The following is a 23,902-nucleotide window of genomic DNA, read 5'->3' on the forward strand; positions in this document are numbered from 1 at the left end:
TACCTGAGTGCTGATTGCGTCAATGCCTTAGCGTCAACGCTGATGCACGAGCTGGACTTGCGTACCGATCTCGAACTGCCGATTCGAAACGCACTGATCCACACAGCGGCCGCGATCGCTCAGCACGGCCATGATTGCACGGTGGTCGAAGCGGTGACTGGCCAGCTGTTCCATCGAATCGGAAGCACAGGCGACACGCTCGACTGATGCTGACTAACCCCGCAGGGCGTGAGCGATCGCAGCCCCGTGCCCCGCCTGATGCCTCGCAGGGCCAGTGCCGATGGGGTAGGCCCTGAAATTCCTTGGGGCCTGACATCTCCAAGACCGCATGTGTCATCAAATTTTTATGTATCGAAGGATTTGCTTTGAAAAATAACGCACAGAAGCCGCCAGACGGGTTGTCTCCAGCAGCAAAGACCTGGTGGACGAAGCTCACGAACGAATACGGCATCGACGATCAGGCTGGCCTGTTGATCCTTGAAACCGCAATGCGCGCCATGGACCGCATGTCAATGGCGGCCGGCCTGGTCGACCAGCACGGCGCCGTCACGGTGGACAAGTTCGGCCAGCTGAAAGCCAATCCCGCCTGCGCTGTCGAGCGTGACAGCCGCGCCGCAATGATGGCCGCGCTCAAGAGCCTGAATCTCGATCTTGAGCCGCTGGGCAAGCCTGGCCGCCAGCCAGGGCGGTAACGATGCCGACGAATCGCAAGCGCACCACGCGCGGCCGTCGCGGCCCGCCGATCGCTGCTGACGATTGGGCCTTCCTGACCGACCAGCAGCCGGCGAACCCTTTCACCGAGTTCCTGCCCGACTCCCGCTGGCGCGCGCTCTGGGATGAGTACGGCGAGCGCATCACCAGCGAATGGGTCGACCAGCGCCCCGGTACCCGGCCTGTGCACTGGTGGAAGTTCTCGGCGCCGCGCCGCGCCGGCCCGTCCGGCTACGAGGGGCGGGAAGGATGGCTCTGGCTTGATCCCCGATTGCAGATAGGTGGTGAGCCCGTCGACGCTACCGACGGCGCCAGCGCGCGCAACAAGGCATTGCCGGACTGGGACGATGAGGCCCCGGCTTACCTGGCCAGCCCGCCCGTGTTCGAAAGCGAGCTGGCATACCTGGCGCGCCACGGCCTGCTGCTGCCGGGCGAGAGCAAGGCGGCGGGTCCAAGGAAGGCGGCAAGACGATGACGCGCAAGCGGTGGTGCTGGCGGCCAGTTTGAGGGTGCAAATTTTGAAGTAAGCCCTGCTGTTGATGGCAAAGGTGGTGGCCACCTGCCGGTGCGTAGAGGGTGGTGCTGGTGCCGCGGTTGCTGCTGCCCAGGGCCCCTAATTTCCTTGAAAGCGTTCGCGCTCAGGACCGACTGTGTTCCTTCGATGAATCGCTAACCCACAAAACGCCAGCGAAATTGTGCGCTGGCCTCCTCAAAATTGAGGCGGTTGAATCGTTGTGCGCGCACGCGCATGCGTGTACGCGCGCGAGGATGGCCAGGCCGTTATCTGTAATCCGATTACAGATGCGCCCAAAAGTGGACCGATCTCGCGGGTAAAGGAGGCGCCACGAGAACCCCGCAATGGGGGTCTCGCAGACTGTGGCGATACCGTCGGAACACCAGTTTGGCGGCCGGCCCAGACCGTCAGTTTGGGCCGGCCAGCACGCCGGGGAGTTGCGTCCAAATCTGCGCACATCTCACGGTGAAAGGAGGTGCCGTGAGATACGGCCATAACTGGTTCGATCTCGCGATGCACTGAAGATTCGCGAGAAGGGGCTGCGTACTGCGCAGCCCCTTTCCTTTGCGAGGGGCTTAAAGTCACACGCATATTTGCGAGGCGTTTAAAGCTACTGGCGGATTTGTGACTCGCTCTGAGCTAGTCGCAGCGCACCGGGCTTGTGCGTTACCAAAGTTCACTCGCCAATGCATTGAACATTCAAGGTATCTCGCGGCGAAAGGAGATGCCGCGAGAACCCCGAATTGGGGGTCTCGGCAATTTGTGGTGCCCGTCACTCCGATTTGAAATCCGACCAAGATCGGCTCCCCCGCTACTGCTACGTGCGCTACTGCTGCTACTTCTGGCCCGAATCAGTGCAACTGTAGCCAAAGTAGCAGTAGCAGACATGCCGATTCAAATTCTGACGCATGCAGAACTGGGCCGATCTGACTGCGCAATTTTGCGCCGTGAAAGATGCGCGCAGCTTTGCTCATACCTCCTCACCTATCCGCCGCTGGCGGCCGGCGCCGGTATCATCGGAACTTTCGAAGATAGCCTGAAAAGTCAGTACATCTCCTGGATGCCGCCAGCCACGACCGCCAGGTAATCTGGCCACGGCGGCTGGCGCAGCCATGCTGTTCTACGCGATCAGCTGAAAAATCAGCGCATCTTCGGCCCGTCCACAGATTGTGGCCGGCGCCGCCATCTCACAAATTTTGGTTCAGAGCTGAATATTTAGCCCAGCTGGCCAGCCCTATCCGATCTCGAATCGACATGGGCTGAACACTTAGCCCACGTCGCCGGTGCCGTCCACCGTTGGTGGTTGGAGGTTTTACGGGCAAGTCGTAAAAGTACTGGGACGATAAACCGCTGACCGGATAATTGCCGGTCAATGGCCGAGGCCATGACATCACACCGCCTAAATTTTTAGGTGACGCTCCTGAGAGTTTAGGAGCGCTGCTGCCGAGGTCTTCCCCCAGAGAGGGAACATGCTGAAAACTCAGCAGGTCGACGCCCCGAATATTTGGGCCGTCGTTCCAGACCGTCACTTTGGCGGCGCTCGAGACCCCCGGTTTGGGACAGCCTCAGTTGTGGAGGTCTTCCACACGCTGTGGAGTACCCCATCATCGTTTAAACGAAGATAGGGTCGTCCACCGCTGGTAGAGGTGTCGCCAGCTTTGGGCACATCCCGGGTGCGGGCCGTCGGCGCCGAAACCGACACGGCGTAGGCTTTGGGGTGTCATTGCCAAGAACGACCCCCCCCAGTGGTGGAAGTTGTTTTGTCTTTCGGTGCATGCTGACCTAAAAATAAAGGCGAGCTTGGCAAGCAAACTCTCTTGGGGGCATTTTTTGGGGCATATCTTCAATTCAAAAAACTGAGGATGAGCACGGCTGCGGCTTTCAAGACACAATTACAGTCCACCTATCAACCAAGAATTCATCTTCCAAGGTACCAGGAAGTCCAAGAAGCCGCAGTTCTCCCTCTGGAGACTGCGGTTTTTTTGCCTTTGGTCGTCCCGGGACGTCCCGCACCGTCCGAACTTTATGGAGCCACGTAGGGTCCAAACGGTTTTACGGAAAAGGAGGTGGCTCCATCATGCCCAGGAACGTCCAACCCCTCACCGATCTCAGGATCAAGACCGCCAAGCCGCGCGACAAAATCTACAAGCTCGCCGACGGCGGTGGCCTCTACCTCGAAGTGACCCCGCTTGGCCGGAAGTACTGGCGGATGAGCTACACGCAGACCAACCACAAGAAAACCCGCCTCTCCTTCGGTGCTTATCCCGTTGTCAGCCTGGCAGACGCGCGGGAAAAGCGGTTGAACGCCAGGAAGATGATCGCCAACGGTGTTGACCCTGCCGCGGCACGGCGCGCCGCCAAGCACAAGCGCAACGTGACCAACGCGAATACCTTCGAAGTCATCGCGCGCGAGTGGCACGCGCACATGAGATCCAGCTGGAAGGAAAGCACGTCGAAGAACGTCCTGCAACGGCTGGATAACGATATTTTCCCGGCCATTGGCAACTACCCTATCTCCGAGATCAAAGCGCCCGAGATGCTGACCGCCCTGCGCAGGATCGAACGGCGCGGTGCCCCGGAGATGGCGCGCCGGTGCGGCCAGTTCTGTGGCCAGGTCTTCCGGTATGCCATTGCAACCGGACGCGCTGAATACGATCCCATGCCCCACCTGCGCGGTGCGCTGAAACCCAGGAACAAGGGCCACCATCCGGCTATCACCCCGGACGAACTGCCCGAGTTTTTACAGGCGCTGAACAAGCATGAATTCACCATGTTCATGCAGACGCGGATCATGCTGCGCCTGATGATGATGGTATTCGTGCGCACCAGTGAGCTGACAGAGACGCCGTGGTCGGAGATCGATTTCGAGAACGAAGTCTGGATCATCAAGTGGCATCGCATGAAGATGGGCAAGAAGAAGATCAATCCGCGCAAGGTCGATCACCATGTGCACCTGCCGCGCCAGGGATGGGTGTTGCTGCGCGAACTGCACACGCTCACCGGTCGCGGCGAATATCTGTTCCCGAACCGGAATGACAGGCGCCGTCCGACCAGCAATTTCGGGATCCTTGCGGCGCTCAAGCGCATGGGGTATGCGGGCAGAATGACGGGGCACGGCTTCCGGTCGCTGGCGATGGGCGTGCTGAAGGAGCGGCTGGGATATCGCCATGAGGTGGTGGACCGGCAGCTGGCACACCTGTCGGGCGACACCTACGGCGAGGCGTATGACCGGGCGATGTTCCTGCAGGAGCGGAAAGTCATGATGCAGGAATATGCGGACTACCTGGACGTCGTGGCGGGCAGCCCGGTCGTCGTGGCCAGCCCGGTTGTCGCAGCCTTCCCGGTTGTCGCAAAAGAGCCGGCGCCACCGGCCAGCCCAGAGGTGATTAGTCTGGACTGGATTTAATGGGTCTAAACAGTTGACCGGCGGCTTCCTGCAAAACTGTCGGTCACCGGAACGCTCTCAGGCTTCCGGCGCCGTCCACACCAGATTCCACAGGTGGCCATCGATATCCTCGAAGCCCTGGTCGTACATGAAGCCATGATCTTCGGGGGGATGCGGCGTGCGGCCACCAGCGGCAACGGCCTTGGCGATGAGGCTGTCCACCTCTTCCCGGCTTTCGCAGCTCAGGCAAATGACGAGTTCATTCGCCTGCTTCGCATCCGCGAGGGGCTTGTCAATCAGCGACTGGAAAAAGGATTCGGTCGTCAGCATGGCCTGGATGGTGCCCTCGACGATATGCATGAACGCCGCGTTTTCTCCGCTGAAACGGTCGTCGAAAGTAAAACCGAGCGCGGAAAAGAAGGCCTTGGATTTGTCCAGATCCTTTACGGGCAGGTTGAGGATGATCTGCTTCTTCATGGCGTCTCCTTGCGGTAGGTGGATGGGCGTCTCTGACCGCGGCTGTCAGCGCGGGTAAGCTACTAAACCGCAAACGATGCGATTTGTCCAGACTACCGCGAACGTCCCCGGCCACCTGGTCGCGCCTTGGCGGCATCAACGAGCCGCTGTTGTTTAGGCAGGGCATCGGGCGTATTTCGTTGAAACGCGGCAAGCTGTTGCACTGCCACCAGCGCAACCTGTCCAGTGGCGTTATGCAGTAACGAAAACGGATGCCGGCCTGCAGTGTCAACGTCGGCTTGCTGGTTGGTGAAGCCTGCGAGGCGGCCATGCGACCCGCCGTCGCCAAATCCGCTTGTCAGGCGCGCCAGAAGCGCGTCTCGCAACGATGGCGGCAAGGGGTGATCGGACAGCTTCACCCAGGCTTCAAATCGTCCTGGGCGCGTTTCGACAGTGGCCGCTGGCGCCAGGCCTGCACTGCGCAACTTGTCGACACCGTCAGCATCGAGCGATGCAATCAGGCGCAGTTCCGGGCCGCCAAGCGGGCGGACAAGGATGTCGCCGCCGCGCGCGTTCAGCCGTTTCAACCACTGCACGCCAGCCATCAATTCGGCGGCACTCCATTCCCGCTTCGTTTGCTGGCCCGTCTTCGCATGGGTGATGACGACTTCGTAGCGTTCCGCGCCCATCGCCGCTATTTGCCTCTGGACGGCTTCGCGGGTGCGATCTCGGGGCGCAGCAGATCCGCCACCGCCTTGGCGTCCAGGTGGTTCTGTACCGTGGGCGGCGCCAGCCAGAGCCAGAATGCGCTCACGAGCAGCGCTGTCATCAACCCTGTCGTTACCGCTAACGTGTACTGGCGCCCTTCCGCTTGTCGGGCCGCTGCGTCCAGGTTCTGCGCCACGTGCTGCGCCTCTGACGAAGCCTTGCTCCAGGCGCTCGATGCAGTTTCCATCTGCGTCTTTAGCTGGTCGCCCTGCTCCCGGCCTTGCTGCGCGATCGCCGCCATCGTCTCGCGTGTTTCGTCCGTCAGCGCCGCCATCGCCTGCGCCAGTGGTTCCAGCATCGATGCCAACTGGTCCGCGCTGGCTATTTTCGCCGTCCGTAAGGTTTCTATCCCCTGCCCCAACTCGGTCAAGCGCGCTGTGTTCGAGGCAGCGGCCAACCGCTTCATAGTCTCGGTCTTTGACATAGCTCACTCCATGTTTGGCTAATCCGGCCGGGCTGTATCGCTTGCCCAGGTCACTTCCCTTCATCATCACGCCGTCGAGGCGGTAGGACAGACCAGACATCTTCGTGCCGTCAAGCTGCGTCACCGGCACCAGGTCCACGCCCGCCGCCGCCAATCGCTCGGCGTACAGCGTGAAGGTGTCGCAGTCACTTGCCGCCGCATCGCAAAGCTGCTGCAGTTGCTGGCGGGTCGATGGCTTTCCAGTGCGAAGCCCTTCTTCGATCTCGCCTTTTGTCGCGGCGCGGCGCTCGGTTTTCGTCGAGCTTTCAATCTGGCGTAATCCGAGGTCGCGTTCAAGTGCGCGCATTAAAAATTCCTGGCGGCGGTAGTCGTGGCTGTCGCTGGTGACTTTGCCGTCGAACTGGATGCGGTTGACGACCATGTGAATGTGTTCGTGTTCGGTGTCGGTGTGGCGGGACATGACGTACTGGTTTTGGTTCAGGCCCATACCGTTTATATAGTATTGGCCAATTTTTACCCATTGAGCGTCGGTCAGGTGTTCGCCTGGGGATGCTGCCAGTGACACGTGCAATACGGCTTTGCCGAGGTTGGGGCGCAGCTTGCGGATTTCGCCGAATTCGGCTGCGAGCTCGCGCGGTCCGCGGCCGTCCATATTGGTGTCGATGATGCGGCCCTGTTCTTTTTTAAGGTCGTATTCGAGGGCGCCGCGGAAGCCTTTTCCTTTGATGGCTTTAGCGATCATTGTCGTGTCCTTCGATGCCAAGGAGTGCGAGACGCAGGCGGCGGGTTTCGCTTGCCACGCGTTTTAATAGGCCTTCGTCGACCGTTACGCGCTCACCTTCATTGGCCAGGCGCGCGAGCTGATTCAGGTTGGCCGAGAGGCGGGCCAGTTCGGCGTATTGCTCGCGGTTGATGGGGGCGACCGGCGGTGGCGGCAAGTTGCGCGTCAGGGCGGCTTCGCGCAGCCATTGGGCGGGGGGCATGTGCATCATTGCTGCCTTCGTTCGCAGAGCGGCGTATTCGGTGGCGGAGACGCGGACGCCGATGGTTTCGTTACGGCGTAACGCGGGGTCGCCTTTGGGGCGGCCGCCGGTCGATCTGCGTTTTAGCTTGTCGGTAGGCATGCGCTGGCTGCAGGCTGTGCTGGGTTGGTGACGAGCGGAGCGAGATGGCCCCGCAGGGCAAGCCGTTTGAGCGAAGCGAAAACATGGCTCGCTCCGAATCGGCGACTATCTGTTTACCAATTTATGCACCTTGCACTAGTTCACGCTGCGCAGCATCAAGCGTCTGATTCGATTGCGACTAAGCACAGGACCAGCAACTGCAGAGCCTGGCAAATGGCCTGAATCCGCTGACACCCAGCGACGTCCCAGCTCATCAAAAGTTAGTCTTGGGACGCACTCGAATTACCCACACTGGAACAAATTTCGTTTATCGTGCTGGATACATGTGAACTTAGCTGAACAGTATCGCGTAGCTAGACCCGTAAGTAGAAGATGTCAGTTATCTCGAGCTACATTGGGATAGAAAAGAGCGAATCTGAGGCCTGACAAACTTCTTAAAAAACACACCTAAAGTTTGGGGTTGTCGCCTCCGAAGATGGACGCCGCGTATGGCCAAGAAAAACGAAAAAGTCTGCTAAAAAACTTGTCAATAGCGACTCACAGCAGCATATAATAATATCAACCTAGCTTTCACATCTTAAAGCTAGCTAACAAAAGGATTTAAGTATCGTCTGAGTATACGTCGTGGCAGGCGAATCCGGTTATTAACCAAAGAAGGCGAGTTAAAAAATAAGATCGGGCGCACGTAAAATTAGCTAGCACATCTAATCATTTGTTGAGAAATAAAGAAATGTACGCCAGGAATAGAATAGAACTAAATTTCAGAGACCGCATTTAACTACACTATCGGAACTATTTTGCGAAAAAAACGCCCTGTAAGCCCATATCTTCTCTTGACTAATCCAGTAAGTGCAAATTTCTTACCCGATGAAAAATATATGATGACTGTGTTTTCGTTTATTGGAAACGCTCGAGACGAAAATTATGAAAATGAATTATTAAAATTGCTTGAAAGAAAGCGATTTAGCAACGTATTCAATGCTGACGCCACTGCGCTAGAGCAATTTGGACAGAAGAAATATTTTCGAACGAGAGCTTCTACTGAGAGAATTTGGATATTATATACTTCAATTATAAATCAATACCGTACTATATTAAATGAATTTGTGGGTTTGCGCGACGTCGTTGAAAAGGCATTGTTGATTGGTGACTATCCGCGCGCAGAAGCTTCGTTGCGACTTGTGAAGGAAAAATTTGGGGAAAGCCTTTGGTACATAAGGAACCTAATCTTGGTTTTGTCATATCAGGGTCGGAGCGAAGAGCTTCACAGTTTATGCGGCGAATGGAAAGATCGGTCACCAGACAAGCTGTTTCGTTACATCATCAACTGTTTCCAGCTAATAAGTGATTCGGATAATGCTTCGCTTCGTCTGAAAAACTTGGTCCAAACTTATGTTGACGAATTTAGTGAAGGAAATCAGACGGGCGCTGCTAGTTTATTAAGTCTCGTTTTTATACCCAGCCCACTTAAGGGTGACGCTGCATATCTTGAATCCCTGGAAATTATACAGATTTTTCCAATCGTCGATCAATATATAATTTTACTACAATGGCTGCAATATGCGATTGTGGACACGTTGGTTAACGGGCAGGCAGTTTTTTCTACGTTAAATGAAGTAGTCGGGAAAATGCTCAAGAGTGTAAATGATCCAATCCTGCGAAACATGTATTCATCCCTTAATGGGAATGCTTCAGGAAAAATTTCTGAACAAGGACTTTCGCTTCTAAAATCATACACCGACGGTGCTTATAATGACGTAATCGAAAATTTTAACAGTTGGATAAACGATCTTGAAAATCCAGTTGCGTACTTGAATTTAGTGGCAAAAGCCCACGCATACTCAAATAAAAGCATAGACACTTCTGCAAAAAGTGTGCTGCAAAGAATGATTTCGGATTTGACGGTGACGTATAAACTTGCGCCTGGACGAAAGCAATCTGAAGACTCTGTAATTTCGACAATAATCAAGCATCGTGGATCAATATACTTTCCACATTTGCAGATGTGTCTTTATGCAGCAGCCCCACTCCATTTCGACGCTGGCGAACTTAATAGAGCCGGAAAATTTGCTCTTATCTGCAGCGCAGAAACAACACCTCTTGTATATTCTCTTAGCCGTTGTGACCACGAAGGCGGAGGACGGCGATACAGCGATGCGAACGACATCTCTCCAACTTATCGAAAATTAAAGCACGAGATAACAATAGCTCTTGATCGCGGAGTGTTTAGCGATAATTTAGCTTCAAAACTTGCGACGTTAGCGCAAACGGCGAGGTTAAAGAAAGATTTTCTAGAGTTGCACTCCGAGTATTGTCTTGCGTTTAACCGTATCTCTGATCTTTTATCGACCGGCGCCTCTGCTTTATCGGCTGATCCTAACTCCTATATTTGCTTCCCAATGGAGTACATGTTAAATGAAATAGAGAATAGCCGTATTGCATCGGTTGAGGCAGTTATAGTCGCCTACTATTACGTGAGGAATATCTCGACCAAACGGGAGTATGTGCTCAATGAGGCGTTTGAGGAATATATACTTTCGCAAAACGTCACGAGACCCAGTGAAATTTTAATACGGATTTCCGAGCCAAACGCGTTGCAAGCATTTTTCTTCAGAGAGATATGCTCGCCAGAGATTATGGACTTTTTAAGTTGTTTTGACAATAGCAACGAATTACGTGCGGAGAGAGTTCGTCTTCTAGATCTACTTTTAGAGCGAAATCTGGTCTCTTCAGGTGAGCGAATGCGCGAGGTGGAAAAGATTGTCGGACAGGTAATTATCGATGCCGGAACGAGCGAATTTAACAGAGCGAAAATATTCGTGGATGAATTGTCTATTTGGAAGCATAACGCCGATGAACTTGGCGCAATTTTCTCAATATATCAACAGGCCAAAGACGAGGGCGACGATCGAATCACTCTTTTAAATGATATTAGCAATTCGGACGCATTAACTACTTACGTTTCTGGCGGAAAAAATTCCTTGGTAACTAAAGTTTTTAATATTCTGCAAAATGGTTTTCTTTATGACGAAATGCACGGCTTCGATAAGAACTTGAGTACGGAAATCAGGCATGGTTTCTTCTCGAACTTAATGCGTGCGCGCTTGCAAGAGAGAAATTTGATAACGGAAATCGATGAGTCTGGAGAGTACAAATCGAATGAATTTTGGGAAAACGCTAATTCCTTCATTCCAAGCCGGCTATGGGAGCTCATAGATGGCCATCTACGTCTATTTTCGGCCTCCTTTAATGCTTTAGTAGCCGAGGCAGAGGAATGGATGAAAATAGGGGACGGTCAGGATAGCGGCGGAATGTTTGTCTATCACCTATCTTTAACTGATTTCCTCATTATAAAGCAGTCGATGGAACGGTCGTCAGATATGTTAACAGTCGCATCGCTAATTCTGAGCATGTTATGGACCCAGACAGAATTAGGGCTCATAAAGATACGAGAGCGTATCAACGTGGATTTCCGCGACCGTATTGACGGCCTATTTGACGCGCTTGCTCAATCAGTCATCGAAACTAAGGGGACGATAGCAGCCGTCGGCTTGATGAATTCTATTGCGCATGCGCGAGATGAAATCAAAGAAGATATTACTACAGTTGCAGAGTGGTTTCAACGTGACAAGAGCCCGGGTATGGAAGGGCGATTGTTGAACTACGTTGTGGAAATTGCTATAAGTTCGTTCGAAGAAGTCAAAGCATCAGGGATCGCGATTGAAAAGAACATTTCCGAAGATCTACGGCAATTAAAGATATCGAGTAAAGCGGTTCGCTCTTTTATCATTGCAATCACGAATTTATTAGATAACTGCTACAGGCGAAGCGGTCTGGGTCAGCTTACAAGGGTTCAGATTGACGCGGTATTGTTGAAAAACGGGGCTCAGATAACGATTAAGAATGACGTTAGCACGGACCAGGCAAGCGTCCTGACAGTCGACGTGATCACTGAGATAGATAAAAAGATACGGTCGCCGGAATCGTTAGATTTCATGCGAACTGAAGGGGGGTCTGGGATTAGCAAAGCTTACAATGAGATTGCTTCGCTGAGTGAACACTCAGATCTCCGGCTCGATTTTTCGGAAAACTGTTTTCTGGCGATAATTACTTATGAAATCTAAAATTTTGTTTGTGGAAGATAACCCGCATAAGCGAACAAGGGTTACTGAGTATATTCGTACCATTTCAAGCGAATGTGTTATAACGGAGGCGTATTCTTTTTCATCTGGCTGTCAGGCAATAGAGCGGGATGTCTATGATTTTATTCTACTGGATATAAGCTTGCCGACATACGATCGTGTTGGAAATGAATCTGGCGGGAAGTTTCGCCCCTTTGCTGGAAAAGAAATTGCGAGGAAGCTTACTCGCGCTGGCGGAAAATCCAAAATCGTATTTATCACGCAATATAATTCTTTTAGCGATAAAGGCACATCACACTCGTTGGACGGTTTGGTTTCGGTATTAATGCAGGATTCCCCATCGAATTTTGCCGGGCTTGTTTTTTATGATAGTTCTCGGTCGTCCTGGAAGACTGAGATTTCAAGAATTTTTCGTGACCTAGGCTTATGCGCATAATACTTGTAGATGACAGCGAAGGAAGGCGTAAGAGTTTAGCTAATTTCCTGGTTGAAAATAGGATTGTGAGTGAGGAAGAGATAGCGCATGCGGATTGTATAGATGCGGCAAAGAAGTTAATGCGTTTCCAGTATTTTGATGTGCTTATCTTAGACGTAGTTCTTCCTAAACGTCGTTCGGAGTCTGCAGACCCGAAAAATGGGCTAGATATGTTAGGACAGCTATCACGCTCTACCACGTACCAAAAGCCAGAGAAAATAATCGGCATTACTGCTCATGTTAACGATATCGGAAGATTTAGGATCGAGTTCGATAAGTACTGCGTCGCTGTAGTGGAAGCGAATGACGTTACCGTAGGCTGGAAAACTGCGGTGATGAATTCTATTATGTATACATCGGCGTCAAAAGCATCTAGAGCAGTTGCTAGTAACAATATCGAAGTTTTAACGATTCATGGGATTTGTACGTTTGGGGATTGGCAGATTCGTTTAGAGCAACTGACCCGTGAAAGAATAGGCAAGATTTATTTTCATTCGTATCGGTATGGTTACTTCCCTGTACTTGACTTCCTTATTCCTCAGGTTCGAGCATATGAGGCACGGCGTCTCTCTCATCACATGTTGGAACTATTCGAATCGTCTCCTGGGAAAAGATTTTTAGTTTTCTCGCACAGTTTCGGTACTTACCTATTGGCGCAGGCGTTACTAAAGCTTGTGGGAGAAGGGCGCGAGATCCCAATTGATTCAATCGTACTCAGTGGTAGCGTGCTAAACGAAGATTGGGATTGGGGCTTTATTCGCAGGAAAGGAGTGCGTATTGTAAATGATTGTGCAGACAAAGATTATATATTGTATCTGAGCAAGATTTTTGTTCTTGGCACTGGCATGGCGGGTAAAACAGGATTTTACGGATTTCAGGATGGGATGACTCTTAATAGGTTTTTTAATGGTGGACATAGCTCGTATTTCGAAGGTGATGAGTTTATGGCTAAATATTGGCTACCGCTATTTGAAATCGGCAGCCCGCCCGGAGTAGTAGATTTACGTAGTCCATCGACTCTTCGACATGGCATTTTTGAGCATGTCATTAAATTGTTGAGTAAGGTAAAACCGTATGCATACCTTGCGTTATTCTTAACCGCCGGTGCAAAGATATTATCTTTTTGGATATAGTTGATCTCAGATAATGAGCAAAGGCGCGCGTGCTAAATTTGTGTTTACGATGCATAAGCCCCTAGGTGCAGTATCAATGGTAGAGCCAACTTCCGTTAACTGAGCAGCTGGGAGCCGCCACCCATGCGGCTTTCAGCGATTCGGAACTGTTCACCTATCCCACCAAGATTAATTCTTCCAAGGTACCAGGAAGTACAAGAAACCGCAGTTCTCCCCAGGAGACTGCGGTTTTTTTGTCCGTGGACGTTTGACGGCGTCCGTTGACGTCCGGGTTTTTGGGGCGATCGTATCTCCGTATGGTTCCACACAAAAACCGGATGGCTCCAAAATGCCCAAGCTCGTACTCCCCCTCACCGACCTCCGCGTCAAAAGCGCCAAGCCGCGCGAGAAGTTGTACAAGCTCTCCGACGGTGGCGGCCTCTTCCTCGAAGTGACTCCGCTCGGCGCCAAGCTCCGGCGCTTCGGCTACACCTAGCCCAACGGCAAAAAGACCCGGCTGTCACTGGGCGCCTAGACGGTCGTCAACCTGGCCGGCGCGCGCGAAAAGCGCTTGAAGCTCAAACAGCAGATCGACGCCAGCCAGGCGCGTCGCAAAACGGCAGCGCAACATCGGCGCCGCCAACACCGTCGAGGTGATCGCCGTTATCCAATTGCCTATCAGCAGCGCTCATGTTGCTAAAAATCATTAGCCTTGCCACCGATATGACTAGGATTGAGATTTTTCCCTAGGGGCCGTCTCATGTACTCAGCCGATGAAGTGAAGCGTTTATCCACCGAGGGCGCTCATGGCCGCGCCAGTTTCGTCGTTTGGCATCAGATTGCAGTCCTGTGCGGTGCTCTGCCTGCATGGATCTCGTTGAACCAATGGACCTACCCTTTGCCTCTGATCGTCGTGTTTTTGCCCATCCTGATGATTTTGCATCCCTCAATTCGAGCGCAGTCAGGTCGACTTGACACCTGCTTCCTCAGTATTGCGATCGGTTTATTTCCAGGTGGCGCTTTATCGGGAGTTTTGTGGTTCGTCTATTCCATGGGAACGGCCGATTGGCGTTAATAGCTTGGGGCGGCGGAGCGGCGAAGCGGCACAAGCGAGCCTGCTGCTTCGACAGGCTTGGCGAGACGATGGTGCGTCAACGTAAGATCGATTTGTTGTGCGTGACAGCGCGCAGTTTAGTGGCAGGCTGAGTGGCCGAAAATCCGTTGGGTTAAGCGCGCTGCAAAAACAGGGATAAACGGTCAGGCCGAACAACGGAATGCGTCAAGCTTGTGTCTGCTTGCCTGACTTAACCATCGCGCCTTCAACGATGCAACCTGCCGCCACTTCCAGAACATGGCCAGGACCGCCACAAATTTTGCCGAACGCTCCCAGCCTGTATATAATTTGATCATGGGAATGAAAAAAATCCACCGCCACCTCGCTGCCTGGATCGCCTGCATGGCGATGCTGTTTGCTGCGCTGGCGCCGACCATTTCCCAGGCTGCAGCGGCGGCGCACGACGATGTGTGGTCGCAAATTTGCAGCGCCAGCGGAACCCGGATGGTCAAAATGCGCATGGCAGACGAAGCCGGCGGCCAGCTGGCCGGTCACATTGACCACTGCCCGTTCTGCGCCACCCATGCCGGTTCGTTCGCCCTGCCGCCCAGCGCCGGTGTCGCCCTGCCGCCGGTCGTGCCGCTGCCCTCGTTCCCCTTCCTGTTTTTCCAGGCGCCCCAGCCGCTCGCGATCTGGACCGTAGCGCAATCGCGCGCCCCGCCCTATTCCAACTGATCGGCCGCCGTTGACTTGACCCGCTGGTGAGCGTGCATCGTCACTCGCATCCATGCCCGCTCAAGTCGTCGCGCTGCGTCGGGCATCTGTCGCCGCACACCGTCGAAGCCGCACGCTTGACGGTGATGCCGGGCACTGCCCCTTCCCCATCCTGCTCTGACAGCACGCCGCCGGCTTCGCCAGCGTCGACGTCAGCGACGCCTGGAGTACCCCACGCATTTGGCAATGATGCACAGCGCCATCGCCATCGCCGTCGTGAAAGCGGCGCACCGAAAGCACCCCATGAAATTTCGCCTTACCTGTCTCGCCGCCGCCCTGCCGCTGGCCTTCCCAGCCCATGCCGACGCGCAAGATGTCGCCAGTCTGTCTGACAAAACCATCGGCACCGTCATCATCACGGGCGGCCGGCCGACCTCGCTGCCCACGCAAATCCCCACCACCATCGAAGGCATCAGCGCGCGCCAGATCGAGCAAACCATCAATGCCAGCGACAGCGAAGATGCGCTGAAATATCTGCCCAGCCTGCTGGTGCGCAAGCGCTATATCGGCGACTACAACCACGCCGTGCTGTCCACCCGCGCCTCCGGCACCGGCAACAGCGCGCGCTCGATGGTGTATGCCGATGGCATCCTGCTGTCGAATTACCTGGGCAACGGTGCCGGCTTCACGCCGCGCTGGGGCATGGTCACGCCCGAAGAAATCGAGCGCGTCGATGTGCTCTACGGTCCGTTCTCGGCAGCGTATGCCGGCAACTCGGTGGGCGCGGTGGTCGATTACATCACCCGCATGCCGGCCACCTTCGAAGCGCATGCGAAGATCGGCTACGCCACCCAAAAATTCGATTTGTACGGCAGCAGCGAGCGCGATGCCGGCAAGCAGGCCAGTGCCTCGGTGGGCAGCCGCAGCGGCAAGTTCGCCTGGTGGATCAATGTCAATCGTCTCGACAGCAGCGGCCAGCCACTGGTGCTGGCCACCCGCGCGCACAGCGACGGCACCACGCCCACCGCCGGCACGCCGGTGGTGACGGGCGCCATCGCCAGCCGCAACAACAAGGACCAGGACTGGTGGCTGCTCGGCACCACCACCAGTTATCACACCGTGCAAGACCATGCCAAGGCCAAGCTGGCCTACGATCTCACTCCCACCATGCGCCTGAGCTACACGCTGGGATGGTGGAACAACGATACCGACGGCGGCGTGCAAAGCTACTTGCGCGACAGCGCCGGCCAGCCTGTATATGCCGGCAATGTCGTCATCGGCAACCGCCAGTACAACCTCAATGCGCCAAGCCTGGCGTTCGCGCCCAGTCTGAACACGCTCGAACACCTGATGCAGGGCGTGTCGATGAAAACCAATACGAAGGGGGTGTTCGACTGGGAACTCGCTGTCAGCACCTACGACTACCACCGCGATATCCTGCGCGCCCCCACCGCCATTCTGCCCGCTGCCGCCAGCGGTGGCGCCGGCCGCATTACCGACATGAACGGCAGCGGCTGGCATAACCTGAACCTGCGCGGCACCTGGCGTCCCGCCGGCATCGACCGCGGGGTCGGTGCCCAAGTGATCGACTTCGGCTACCAGCAAGACGCCTACCGCCTGCGCACCCTGGTGAGCACGACAGCGGACTGGATCCACGGCAGCGCCGGCGCCCGCTTTTCTGCCTTCAATGGCAATACCGCCATGAAAAGCCTGTTCGCCCAGGACACCTGGACCATCTCGCCAGACTGGAAAACCACCATCGGCGGGCGGTACGAGCGCTGGCGTGCCTACGGCGGCGAACTGGGCAACGCGACTGCCATCGTGCCGTTCGGCCCCGAGCGCGACGAAGCGCATTTCTCGCCGAAGGCGGCGCTGGCGTACCAGCTCCATCCCGACTGGGTCATCAAGGGCTCGACGGGACGCGCAGTACGCATGCCGACGGTGGGCGAACTGTATCAAGGCGCGATCAACGGCAACGCCATCGTCAACACCGATCCCAATCTGAAACCGGAAACCTCGTGGACGAGCGAACTGAGCGCCGAGCACAACACGGATACCGGTTCGCTGCGCACCACCCTGTTTTTTGAACGGACCGGCGATGCCCTCTATTCGCAAGCCTTGACCGCCACCGTGTCGACGGTGCAAAACGTCGACGCCATCCACACGCGCGGCGTCGAAGTGGCGTGGCAGGCCGCCGATCTGGGCGTCAAAGGTCTCGAACTCAATAGCAGCGCCACCTTCACCGATTCGATCATCACCGCCAACCGCAGCTTTCCCGCCAGCGTCGGCAAGCAGCAGCCACGGGTGCCGCGCTGGCGCGCCACCAGCGTGGCCAGCTACCAGCAAAATGACCAGCTCTCCTATACGCTGGCGGCCCGCTACAGCGGCGTGCAGTACGGCCAGCTCGACAACAGCGACAGCAATGGTTTTAGCTATCTCGGCTTTTCAAAGTTCTTCGTGGTCGACGCCCGCGTTCGCTTCAAGCTCGACAGGCCGTGGAGCGCCGCGCTCGGTATCGACAATCTGAACAATTACAAGTACTGGGCATTCCACCCGTACACCCAGCGCACCGTCGTCGCTGAACTCAAGTTTGACCTGTGAGCCGGGCGCCGATGAACAAGGCACAAGCGATACCGTCTGACCGCGCCCCGGGCGCTGCCAGCGCCCGCCTGGCGTGGCGCGCGCTGGTCTGGCGCCTCCATTTCTGGGCCGCCCTGATTGCCACACCCTTGACCGTGGTGGCGGTGCTGACGGGCATTCTGTATATTTTTACGCCGCAAATCGAGGCCTTTCGTTACGGCGCCCTCGAGCACGTCGCCGCCGCTGGCAGCAGCCGGCCCCTCGATGAAGCGGTCGCGGCCGCGCGCGCCGCGGCGCCGGCCGGATGGCAGCTGCAGTCGGTGTTGCCGCCGTTTGCGACGGTCGATACGGTCAAGGTGGTGTTCGAGAAAGCAGTAGCGCCAGCGCCCGCGCACGCGAACGGGAACCACAGCGACCATGCGCCCGCCCCTGCCGCAACGACTGGCCGGCGCCCGCCGCAGCAAGCGCTCACCGTCTACGTCAACCCTTACACCAGCGAGGTGCTGGGCAGCCTGCGCAGCGACGCGCGCTTTGGCAACTGGGCCAAAACGCTGCACTCGCGCCTGTTGCAGGGCGACGGCTGGCGCTGGATGATCGAGCTGGCCGCCAGCGCCATGATGATCATGCTCGTCAGTGGTCTGCTGTTGTGGTGGCCCGCGTCGCTGCGCCAGGCCTTGCCGAACCGGGCTGTTCGCGGCCGCCTCGCCTGGAAACAGTGGCATGGCGTGCTGGGGGCGGCGCTGGCGCTGCTCACCTTCGTCATCCTGAGCACCGGACTGACCTGGAGCAAATATGCCGGCGCGCAAATCCGCACAGCGCGCGATCTGGCCGGTCAGGCGCCACCACGCGTGCCCGCCACCATCAGCTCGGCCATCCCCCATCAGCAGACCCTGCTGACATGGCAGCAAGTATGGCAGGTGACGCGCCAGCGCGCGCCGGCAGTGGCCGTCCAGCTGACGCCACCGCGCGGGCTCTCCGGGGTCTGGCGCATCAATGGCGCTGATCCGGCCAGCCCGACCCGGCGCTTTGACATGTTGCTCGACGCCTTCAGCGGCCAGCCGCTGTATTTTTCCGGCTGGGACCAGCAAACCGCCTTCGGCAAGGCGACGGCGCTCGGCATCCCTTTTCACCGGGGCGAGTTTGGCTGGTGGAACCAGGCGCTGTTGCTGCTGTTTGGTCTCGGCGTGCTGTTCTCGCTGGTGTCCGGCTGGGTGATGTGCTTCCAGCGCTGGCAGCGCGGCGGCGCCATCCTGCCAGCGGCGCCGGCCAGCTGGCGCAATGCCATGCCCATCGCCGTGGGCACGGCTTTGATGAGCCTGTTGATCCCGCTGGCTGGCGCCATCGGCGCGGCGATCGTGGCGCTAGAGCTGTCTATCGATCGTCGCCAGCGCTCGCCATCCTGTTCAGAAAGGTCCCGATGAGGCCAGTGTCCCCTTCGCGGCGGCGCGCCCTGCTGCTCGCTGCCGCCCTGCCCCTGAGCTCGCTCGTGCTGACCGGCTGCCGCAAGCCGGCGCTGCACTTTAACGGCCTCGACATCAGCGGCGCTGATGATGGCCGCCAGTTGCGCTTGCGCGACGCCAATGGCCAGCAGCGCAGCCTGGCTGATTTCAAGGGCAAGCTGGTGCTGCTGTTCTTTGGCTTTACGCAGTGTCCCGATGTGTGCCCGACCGCCCTGACGCGCGCCACCGACATCAAGCGCCTGCTGGGCGCCGATGGCGCCAGCCTGCAAGTGCTGTTCGTCACCGTCGACCCCGAGCGCGATACCCCCGCCGTGCTAAAGGCTTACACGGCGGCGTTCGACCCCGGCTTTCTCGGCTTGTATGGCGACGCCGCGCAGACGGCCGCGGCCGCCAAAGAATTCAATATCTATTTTAAAAAAGTGCCGACCGGCGACTCTTACACGATGGACCACACGGCCATCAGTTATGTGTTCGATCGATCCGGCGCGCTGCGACTGGCCTGGCGCCACGCGCAAAGCGCGCCAGCCTGTGCGGACGACCTGCGCCAGCGCCTCCACGCGGCCTGAACCGGCGCCATTGATCCCTCACCATCAAGGAATATCATCATGAAATTTCTGTTTCGCCTGAGCGCCCTGTCAGCCGCACTGCTCGCTTCTGCCGTTCACGCCCAGGTGGTCATCACCGCCCCATGGGTGCGCGCCACGGTGCCGCAACAGAAAGCCACCAGCGCCTTCATGCAATTGCATTCGCCCACCAACAGCCGGCTGGTCGGCGCCACTTCTGCCGTTGCCGCCATCGTTGAAATCCACGAAATGGCCATCGATCACGATGTGATGCGAATGCGCCAGGTGAGTGGTGTCGACCTGCCCGCCGGCAAAGCCGTCGCGCTCCAACCCGGGGGCTATCACGTCATGCTGATCGACTTGAAGCAGCAAGTCAAATCGGGCGAGACGGTGCCGCTAACGCTGGTGTTCCAGGATGGCGCCGGCAAGCGCAGCACGGTCGAGGTCAAGGCAGCGGTGCGTGCGCTGAACGCGGCGCTGACAGCGGCCGCGCACGCACCACATATGCAGCAGTGAGTCCGACTGCACGCAAAGCCTATCGCGCGCCGCTGGGGCGGCGCCTTCACCACCACTGTAATGGAAAAAATTTTATGCAACGCTCGATCAATCACCTGCCGCTCACCCCGCTCGTCCTCGCCCTCGGCATCGCCTTTGGCCCCACGTTCCCCGCTTTCGCTGCCGGCCAAAGCAGCCGCACCGACCTGCCCAGCGTCACCGTCACCGGCACTGCCCCTGCCGATTACCAGGCTGACAGCGCCAGCAGCAGCCGCACGCCCACGCTGCTCAAGGACCTGGCCGCCTCGATCCAGGTGGTGCCGCGCGAGTTGCTGCGCGACCGTGGCGTTGGCCGCACCGACCAGTTGCTCGATACCGTCAGCGGCGTGCTGGCCGAATCGAATTACGGCGGCAACGGCGCCACTTTTTTTAATATTCGCGGCTTTAGCGAAAACAATGGCTTGCGCGACGGCTTTCGCAACTACGGCTATATCGCCTTCCGCGACGTGCAAAACATCGAACAGGTCGAAGTCTTCAAGGGGCCGGCCGGCGCCCTGTATGGCGGCGTCGGTGCGGTAGGCGGTTACGTCAACACCGTGTCAAAACGGCCGCAGCGCGACAATGCGGGGGAATTGGCTGTGACGCTCGGCAACGACGGGCTGGGGCGCAGCACGCTCGATATCAATCGGGCCCTCGATAACGGGGTCAGCATCCGCCTCAACGGCGCCGTTGAACAGAACAGCACCTTCCGCGACAATGCCGGCTACGACGCCTGGTCGATCGCGCCGGCCATCAGCTGGGTCGACGGCCGCGGCACCTCGCTCACGCTGCTCACGGAACTCAATCACCTGCGCCGCGACGGCTTCGATTTTGGCGTGCCCAACCTGCCCGGCTACCAGGTGTTCTCGCGCACCCGCTATTACGGCTTGCGCAACGGCGTCGATGCGGGCGTGGCCGGTGACTTTGGCAACAACGACACGCAAGCGGCCAGCCTGCTGTTCGAGACCGTGCTCAACGAGCGCTGGAGCGCGCGCGTGGCGGCCCACTACAGCCACGCGCACCAGCGTTCGCAGCAATCGTTCCCGAACAATTTTTCTTACGCCGGCGGCGCACTGCTCGACTATTCCATCTATAGCGGCGCCAATGAATCGTCGCGCCAGTACGACCTGCAAGCCGAGCTGCTGGGCAGTTTCAGCGCCGCCGGCATGCGCCACGCGCTGCTGGCGGGGATCGACTACGGTTACCTCGAACAGGGCGGCGCCGGCTCGGCCGTGTCGACACTGACGCTCGACCTGTTCAATCCCAACTATATCTCGCCACTCACACCGCTCGCGCCAGCCGGCCCCTACCACCAGGCGCAGGGCAAGGATCTGGGCATCTACGTGCAGGATCTGATCGATGTGGCGCCGCGCTGGAAACTGCAACTGGGCCTGCGCGCCGACCGCTTCGAGAACCGCGAAGTGCTGGGCGGCGCCGTTGCTGCCAGCGGTGGCCAGACGGCCGTATCGCCGCGCGTCGGCGTGGTGTGGCAGGCCAGCGCGCACACGTCGGTGTTTGCCGACTGGAGCCGCAGCCACGCGCCGAACGTCGCCCACAGCATCAGCAACAGCACCTATGACGCCGAAGTGGGCCAGCAAAGCGAAGCGGGCGTGCGCCAGGAACTGATTCAAAACCGCCTGAACGCCAGCCTGGCGGTATTCGACCTCAAGCGCACCAACATCCTCACCAGTGACCCGCTCGACCCCACCTTGCAGGTGCTGACCGGCAAACAGGCCAGCCGCGGGCTCGAGGTCGACGTCGCCGGTACCGTCATGCCCGGCTGGAAGCTCACAGCCGCCTACACTTACCTCGACGCCGTCATCAAGAGCGACACCAGTTTGCCGGTGGGCGACCGTTTGTCGAACGTGCCGCGCCATCATGCGAGCGCCTGGAGCAGCTACGAGTTTCAGGCGCCGGCACTGAAAGGGCTGGGCGTGGGCGCCGGCGTGTTTTATGTCGGCGAGCGCGACGCCAATCTGCCCAACACGTACCGGCTGGGCAGTTACGTGCGCACCGACGCTGCGCTGTTTTATCGCCGCGGCGCCTGGCGCACCCAGCTCACTATCGCCAACCTGTTCGACCGCCGCTATTACACGGGCGGCGCGGCCAGCACGTTTAATTACGCGCTCGACCCCAGCCGTCCGCTGTCGGCGCAGCTCACTGTCAGCTACCGTTTTTAAACGGCAAGCGCGCACTCGACGAAGTGCCTGTCCCGGAAGGCTGGAGGAAGCGGATGCCGCGGCTCCAGCCTATTGGGATAGGCACTAAGATACAAAGATTTCCGCACCAGGACCAGCCATGCACGTTTCCGATCCGCTCCCCGGCAGCCCCGCCACCGCCAGCGCGGCCCTGTACCGGCGCATCTGGCGCTGGCATTTTTTCGCCGCCCTGGTGTGCATGCCAGTGATCCTGCTGCTGGCGGTCACCGGCGCGCTGTACCTGTTTCATCAGCAGATCGATGATCTGGTGTACGGCTCCACCATGCTGCGCGCGCCATCAAAGCCTGCGCCGGCGGCGCCGCCGTCGGTGCTGGTCGCCAGCGCGCTGCGCACCTTTACCGGCCGCGCAAGCGCCTTCAACACGCCGGCCGACGCTCGCCACAATGCCCAGGTCGATGTGCTCGGGCTCGATGGCGTCACCCTGCAAGTGTTTGTCGACCCGGCCAGCGGCCACGTCGCCGGGGCAATTGCTGCATCGTCGCGCCTGATGACCACCGTCAAACACATCCATTCGCTGACGGTCGCTGGCACCGCCGGCAATGTGGTGATCGAAATCGTCGCCGGCTGGGTGATGGTGCTCATTTGTACGGGCGCGTATCTGTGGTGGCCGCGCGGGCGCCAGGTCGGGGTGCTGGCGATCCGCGCGGGCGCCCGCGGCAGAATTTGGTGGCGCGATCTGCATGCGCTGACGGGGGCGTTTGGCGGCAGCATCATCCTGTTTCTGGCGCTGACCGGCATGCCGTGGTCGGTGTTCTGGGGACAGAACGTCAATGCGTGGATGACCGCGCACGGCCTGGGTGTGCCGACCGGCATGTGGAGCGCGTTGCCGCAGTCGAAGGTGCTGGCCGGCTCATTGGGCGCGGTGCCATGGAGCCAGCAGCAGCTGCCGCTGCCGGCGTCCGATCCGCATGCGGCGCACCGGGCCATGGGGCATGCTTTCCAGCCTGCTCAGGCGCCAGATCACACCGTCAGCATCGACCAGATCGCCGCCCGCCTGCCATTGCTGGGCATGACGGGCGCCTGGCAGCTGGCCCTGCCCACCGACGCGGGCGGCGTCTACAGCGCCATCCAGACGCCGGGGCCGGTGGCGCAGCAGCGCGTGATCCACTTCGATCAGTACAGCGGCAAGGTGCTGCTCGATCTGGGCGGCGCCGACATCGGGACGCTCGGCCGCATCACCGAATGGGGCATCAGCGTGCACCAGGGGCAGCAATACGGCTGGCCGAATCTGCTGCTGATGCTGGCGGGCTGCCTGGCGCTGATCGGCCTGTGTGTCAGCGGCGTCGTCATGTGGTGGTCGCGGCGCCCGCGTGGCCAGCTGGCGGCACCCGCCCGCCCGGCCGACGATGCGCTGGCGCCAGGCGTGTTGCTGATCGCAGTGGTGCTCGGTTGCGTATTTCCCTTGCTGGGCGCCTCCATGCTGGCGGTGCTTGCGGTTGACGCACTGCTGGGGATATTTCGTGCACGCCGGCGCTAACGGCGTGGCGCGCTATCGTGCGCATACGAGCGCCAGCGCCAGCTACAATTGCCTATCCTAAATTTATCGGCCGCCTGTTGGTGATTGGTGATTGTTGCTGCCGTTCGGTGACGCAGAAATGGGACAGGCGACTGCGCCAGTCCCCCCTGGCGCTTCACTGCACGGCATCAGCGCCCCTGCCATCGTTTGC

The 23,902-nt window shown here is 58.0% G+C and carries 20 protein-coding genes and 1 pseudogene; 16 read left to right on the forward strand and 5 right to left on the reverse strand.

Annotation, left to right across the window (positions count from 1 at the left end):
- From ACP7BZ_RS15720 to ACP7BZ_RS15735, 4 genes are all read left to right on the forward strand, one after another.
- The coding region (locus ACP7BZ_RS15720; RefSeq protein ID WP_426114786.1) for a hypothetical protein at positions 1–207 on the forward strand (207 nt) is incomplete at its 5' end.
- A gap of 95 nt (positions 208–302) precedes the next feature.
- Complete coding sequence (locus ACP7BZ_RS15725; protein ID WP_426114787.1) at positions 303–692, forward strand: hypothetical protein; 390 nt, start codon at positions 303–305, stop codon at positions 690–692.
- A gap of 2 nt (positions 693–694) precedes the next feature.
- Complete coding sequence (locus ACP7BZ_RS15730; RefSeq protein WP_426114789.1) at positions 695–1,186, forward strand: hypothetical protein; 492 nt, start codon at positions 695–697, stop codon at positions 1,184–1,186.
- 2,116 nt (positions 1,187–3,302) lie between these two features.
- Positions 3,303–4,631 (forward strand): tyrosine-type recombinase/integrase, encoded by a 1,329-nt coding sequence (locus tag ACP7BZ_RS15735; protein ID WP_426114791.1) that lies wholly within the window; start codon positions 3,303–3,305, stop codon positions 4,629–4,631.
- 57 nt (positions 4,632–4,688) lie between these two features.
- Here the strand turns inward: ACP7BZ_RS15735 and ACP7BZ_RS15740 are convergent, their stop codons facing one another.
- The 5 genes and pseudogenes from ACP7BZ_RS15740 to ACP7BZ_RS15760 all read right to left on the reverse strand — a co-directional run bounded on the left by ACP7BZ_RS15740 (position 4,689) and on the right by ACP7BZ_RS15760 (position 7,382).
- Positions 4,689–5,087 carry a VOC family protein gene (locus tag ACP7BZ_RS15740; RefSeq protein ID WP_426114793.1) on the reverse strand — a complete coding sequence of 133 codons (399 nt, stop codon included), beginning with the start codon at positions 5,085–5,087 and terminating at the stop codon, positions 4,689–4,691.
- 92 nt (positions 5,088–5,179) lie between these two features.
- Positions 5,180–5,755, reverse strand: a complete 576-nt coding sequence (locus ACP7BZ_RS15745; protein ID WP_426115277.1) for a DNA-primase RepB domain-containing protein — start codon at positions 5,753–5,755, stop codon at positions 5,180–5,182.
- A 5-nt stretch (positions 5,756–5,760) separates the two neighbouring features.
- On the reverse strand, positions 5,761–6,258 hold the full coding sequence (locus ACP7BZ_RS15750) for an IncQ-type mobilization protein MobB (protein WP_426115279.1): 498 nt from the start codon (positions 6,256–6,258) through the stop codon (positions 5,761–5,763).
- 328 nt (positions 6,259–6,586) lie between these two features.
- Positions 6,587–7,000, reverse strand: a pseudogene (locus ACP7BZ_RS15755) (relaxase/mobilization nuclease domain-containing protein); the annotation flags it as partial.
- A complete protein-coding gene (locus tag ACP7BZ_RS15760) occupies positions 6,990–7,382 on the reverse strand; it encodes a plasmid mobilization protein (protein WP_426114795.1) in 393 nt (130 codons plus the stop codon). The pseudogene ACP7BZ_RS15755 and the gene ACP7BZ_RS15760, both read right to left, overlap by 11 nt.
- A gap of 797 nt (positions 7,383–8,179) precedes the next feature.
- Here ACP7BZ_RS15760 and ACP7BZ_RS15765 point away from each other — a divergent pair.
- The 12 genes from ACP7BZ_RS15765 (at position 8,180) to ACP7BZ_RS15820 (ending at position 23,712) form a co-directional block, all read left to right on the forward strand.
- Positions 8,180–11,506, forward strand: a complete 3,327-nt coding sequence (locus ACP7BZ_RS15765) for a hypothetical protein (protein WP_426114797.1) — start codon at positions 8,180–8,182, stop codon at positions 11,504–11,506.
- The gene (locus ACP7BZ_RS15770) at positions 11,496–11,960 is read left to right on the forward strand and encodes a response regulator (protein WP_426114799.1); all 465 of its coding nucleotides are present in this window, start codon (positions 11,496–11,498) and stop codon (positions 11,958–11,960) included. The genes ACP7BZ_RS15765 and ACP7BZ_RS15770 overlap by 11 nt, the downstream gene beginning before the upstream one ends.
- Complete coding sequence (locus ACP7BZ_RS15775; protein WP_426114801.1) at positions 11,951–13,132, forward strand: hypothetical protein; 1,182 nt, start codon at positions 11,951–11,953, stop codon at positions 13,130–13,132. Before ACP7BZ_RS15770 ends, ACP7BZ_RS15775 begins: the two co-directional genes overlap by 10 nt.
- Positions 13,133–13,460: 328 nt before the next feature.
- On the forward strand, positions 13,461–13,607 hold the full coding sequence (locus tag ACP7BZ_RS15780) for an Arm DNA-binding domain-containing protein (protein ID WP_426114803.1): 147 nt from the start codon (positions 13,461–13,463) through the stop codon (positions 13,605–13,607).
- A 264-nt stretch (positions 13,608–13,871) separates the two neighbouring features.
- On the forward strand, positions 13,872–14,186 hold the full coding sequence (locus tag ACP7BZ_RS15785; RefSeq protein WP_426114805.1) for a hypothetical protein: 315 nt from the start codon (positions 13,872–13,874) through the stop codon (positions 14,184–14,186).
- A gap of 333 nt (positions 14,187–14,519) precedes the next feature.
- Positions 14,520–14,900, forward strand: a complete 381-nt coding sequence (locus ACP7BZ_RS15790) for a DUF2946 domain-containing protein (RefSeq protein ID WP_426114807.1) — start codon at positions 14,520–14,522, stop codon at positions 14,898–14,900.
- 282 nt (positions 14,901–15,182) lie between these two features.
- Complete coding sequence (locus ACP7BZ_RS15795; RefSeq protein ID WP_426114809.1) at positions 15,183–17,480, forward strand: TonB-dependent receptor; 2,298 nt, start codon at positions 15,183–15,185, stop codon at positions 17,478–17,480.
- An 11-nt stretch (positions 17,481–17,491) separates the two neighbouring features.
- Positions 17,492–18,880, forward strand: coding sequence for a PepSY-associated TM helix domain-containing protein (locus ACP7BZ_RS15800; RefSeq protein WP_426114811.1), 1,389 nt, complete (start codon positions 17,492–17,494; stop codon positions 18,878–18,880).
- On the forward strand, positions 18,877–19,485 hold the full coding sequence (locus tag ACP7BZ_RS15805) for an SCO family protein (protein WP_426114813.1): 609 nt from the start codon (positions 18,877–18,879) through the stop codon (positions 19,483–19,485). The genes ACP7BZ_RS15800 and ACP7BZ_RS15805 overlap by 4 nt, the downstream gene beginning before the upstream one ends.
- Before the next feature lie 39 nt (positions 19,486–19,524).
- A complete protein-coding gene (locus tag ACP7BZ_RS15810) occupies positions 19,525–19,998 on the forward strand; it encodes a copper chaperone PCu(A)C (RefSeq protein WP_426114815.1) in 474 nt (157 codons plus the stop codon).
- A gap of 74 nt (positions 19,999–20,072) precedes the next feature.
- Entirely contained in the window at positions 20,073–22,196 is a 2,124-nt protein-coding gene (locus ACP7BZ_RS15815) for a TonB-dependent siderophore receptor (protein ID WP_426114816.1), read from the forward strand.
- Between the two features lie 118 nt (positions 22,197–22,314).
- Positions 22,315–23,712: a PepSY-associated TM helix domain-containing protein gene (locus ACP7BZ_RS15820; protein ID WP_426114818.1), complete on the forward strand. Its 1,398-nt coding sequence runs from the start codon at positions 22,315–22,317 to the stop codon at positions 23,710–23,712.
- Positions 23,713–23,902: the final 190 nt, after the last annotated feature.

The organism is Massilia sp. PWRC2, assembly GCF_049896725.1.
GTDB lineage: Bacteria > Pseudomonadota > Gammaproteobacteria > Burkholderiales > Burkholderiaceae_D > JAFCUW01.

Excerpts from the sequence above, each read along its gene's own strand:
- ACP7BZ_RS15800 (WP_426114811.1), top strand. The coding sequence starts at position 17,492 with ATGAACAAGGCACAAGCGATACCGTCTGACCGCGCCCCGGGCGCTGCC.
- ACP7BZ_RS15780 (WP_426114803.1), top strand. The coding sequence starts at position 13,461 with ATGCCCAAGCTCGTACTCCCCCTCACCGACCTCCGCGTCAAAAGCGCC.
- ACP7BZ_RS15815 (WP_426114816.1), top strand. The coding sequence starts at position 20,073 with ATGCAACGCTCGATCAATCACCTGCCGCTCACCCCGCTCGTCCTCGCC.
- ACP7BZ_RS15740 (WP_426114793.1), bottom strand. The coding sequence starts at position 5,087 with ATGAAGAAGCAGATCATCCTCAACCTGCCCGTAAAGGATCTGGACAAA.
- ACP7BZ_RS15745 (WP_426115277.1), bottom strand. The coding sequence starts at position 5,755 with ATGGGCGCGGAACGCTACGAAGTCGTCATCACCCATGCGAAGACGGGC.
- ACP7BZ_RS15820 (WP_426114818.1), top strand. The coding sequence starts at position 22,315 with ATGCACGTTTCCGATCCGCTCCCCGGCAGCCCCGCCACCGCCAGCGCG.
- ACP7BZ_RS15810 (WP_426114815.1), top strand. The coding sequence starts at position 19,525 with ATGAAATTTCTGTTTCGCCTGAGCGCCCTGTCAGCCGCACTGCTCGCT.
- ACP7BZ_RS15770 (WP_426114799.1), top strand. The coding sequence starts at position 11,496 with ATGAAATCTAAAATTTTGTTTGTGGAAGATAACCCGCATAAGCGAACA.
- ACP7BZ_RS15775 (WP_426114801.1), top strand. The coding sequence starts at position 11,951 with ATGCGCATAATACTTGTAGATGACAGCGAAGGAAGGCGTAAGAGTTTA.
- ACP7BZ_RS15805 (WP_426114813.1), top strand. The coding sequence starts at position 18,877 with ATGAGGCCAGTGTCCCCTTCGCGGCGGCGCGCCCTGCTGCTCGCTGCC.
- ACP7BZ_RS15750 (WP_426115279.1), bottom strand. The coding sequence starts at position 6,258 with ATGTCAAAGACCGAGACTATGAAGCGGTTGGCCGCTGCCTCGAACACA.
- ACP7BZ_RS15735 (WP_426114791.1), top strand. The coding sequence starts at position 3,303 with ATGCCCAGGAACGTCCAACCCCTCACCGATCTCAGGATCAAGACCGCC.
- ACP7BZ_RS15795 (WP_426114809.1), top strand. The coding sequence starts at position 15,183 with ATGAAATTTCGCCTTACCTGTCTCGCCGCCGCCCTGCCGCTGGCCTTC.
- ACP7BZ_RS15730 (WP_426114789.1), top strand. The coding sequence starts at position 695 with ATGCCGACGAATCGCAAGCGCACCACGCGCGGCCGTCGCGGCCCGCCG.
- ACP7BZ_RS15785 (WP_426114805.1), top strand. The coding sequence starts at position 13,872 with ATGTACTCAGCCGATGAAGTGAAGCGTTTATCCACCGAGGGCGCTCAT.
- ACP7BZ_RS15790 (WP_426114807.1), top strand. The coding sequence starts at position 14,520 with ATGGGAATGAAAAAAATCCACCGCCACCTCGCTGCCTGGATCGCCTGC.
- ACP7BZ_RS15760 (WP_426114795.1), bottom strand. The coding sequence starts at position 7,382 with ATGCCTACCGACAAGCTAAAACGCAGATCGACCGGCGGCCGCCCCAAA.